This is a genomic window from Albidovulum sp. (assembly GCF_049646345.1).
Taxonomy (GTDB): Bacteria; Pseudomonadota; Alphaproteobacteria; order Rhodobacterales; family Rhodobacteraceae; genus Albidovulum.
Window position 1 is genome coordinate 1 of sequence record NZ_JBARVQ010000098.1, and the last position, 1,586, is coordinate 1,586.

The following is a 1,586-nucleotide window of genomic DNA, read 5'->3' on the forward strand; positions in this document are numbered from 1 at the left end:
GCATGAACAATCCCAGATTAACGCTTGCGCTTGAAGGCGACGGGGCACTGCCGCCGTCCGGCGGAATATTGGTTATCGGTGCCCGTGCGGGGGACGATCTCGATATCATGCCGAAAGAGCGCGTGACTATCGTGCAGGGGTTCTGCCCGGATCACGACACGCTCGCGGCACTGGGCTGGCGCGTGGTGCCGGATATTGCCGAGGCCGGGACGGGATTCTCCGCTGCGCTGATTCTTCTGCCCCGATCGCGCGGTCAGGGGCGGGGCTGGGTGGCGGCAGCCAGCAATCTGGTTGCGCCGGGCGGACCGCTCTGGGTTGACGGGCAGAAGACCGATGGCGTCGAGACGATGCTGAAGGACGTGAAGGCACGGGTCCCCGTCACCGCGTCCTTTTCCAAGGCGCATGGCAAGATCTTCGGGTTCGCCGCCGCCCCCCTGTTCGACGACTGGAGTGAAGAGGCCCTGCATCCCGTGCCCGGTTTCACGACCCGGCCCGGGGTCTTTTCCGCGGAAAAGGTCGATCCCGGATCGGCCCAACTGGCCGGGGCGTTGCCGATGGACCTGAAGGGCCGGGTCGCCGATCTCGGCTCTGGCTGGGGGTGGTTGTCGGCGCGCATTCTTGAACGGCCCGGCGTCACGGAACTGCATCTGATCGAAGCTGACCACGGCGCGCATCGCTGCGCGAAGGCGAACATCACCGATCCGCGGGCCCGGTTCCACTGGGCGGATGCCACGAAATTCCGGCCTGAAGTAAAATTCAACGCGGTCATTTCCAACCCACCTTTCCACACGGGCAGGGCGGCCGAACCCAACTTGGGCATGGCCTTCATCGCCGCCGCTGCGGGACTGCTGGCACCCTCGGGGCGCTTCTTCATGGTGGCCAACCGGCACCTGCCCTATGAGGCGGTGCTTTCAAAGCATTTCGGCGATGTGCGTGAAATCGGCGGCGATGGCGCGTTCAAGCTCTTCCTGGCGTCGCGTCCGGCCACGGCTCGCCCGGGGCGCTGAAATCCACTAGTCTGCCGCGACAGAATCAACCCCGGATCCTTCATGACCCTTTCCATCGCCGGTAAAACCGCCATCGTCACAGGTTCCGCATGCGGCGTGGGACTGGCCATCGCCCGCCATTTCGTCGATCGCGGGGCGAAGGTCATGTTCGCCGACAGCGACGAAGCGAAGCTGAGCGAGGAGGTCGGGAGCGAGGCCGATGCCGAAGACAGTCCGATCCGATGTTTCAGCGGCGATCTTGGCCAGAAACTGGCCCTCGCCAATCTGTTGTCCGCTACGGTCGATGCGTTCGAACGGATCGATATCGTGGTCAATGCCAGTCGGGGGGTTCTGACCTCTGACCCGCTCAACCCCGACGATCCGGGGTTGGAAGCGATGCTGAACCAGAATCTGCTGACCGCGCTGAAACTCAGCCAGATGGCCGCGAAACGCATGATTGCTCAGGCCGAAAAGGACGGGCGCGAAGAGGGGCCGGTCGGCTCGATCATCAATATCTCGACCCTGGCCGCGCGGCGCACGCAGCCCGAATTCCTCGCCTATTCGATCGCCGGTGCAGCGCTTGATCAGGCGACCCGGTCG

2 protein-coding genes are annotated in these 1,586 nt (G+C 64.4%); both read left to right on the forward strand.

The window, feature by feature from the left end:
- Nucleotides 1-1,007, forward strand: a 1,007-nt coding sequence (locus tag WBB85_RS02515) for a class I SAM-dependent methyltransferase (RefSeq protein ID WP_432637048.1), incomplete at its 5' end; no start/stop codon positions are given.
- A gap of 42 nt (nt 1,008-1,049) precedes the next feature.
- Nucleotides 1,050-1,586: SDR family NAD(P)-dependent oxidoreductase (locus tag WBB85_RS02520; protein WP_432637049.1), on the forward strand; the 537-nt coding region annotated here is incomplete at its 3' end.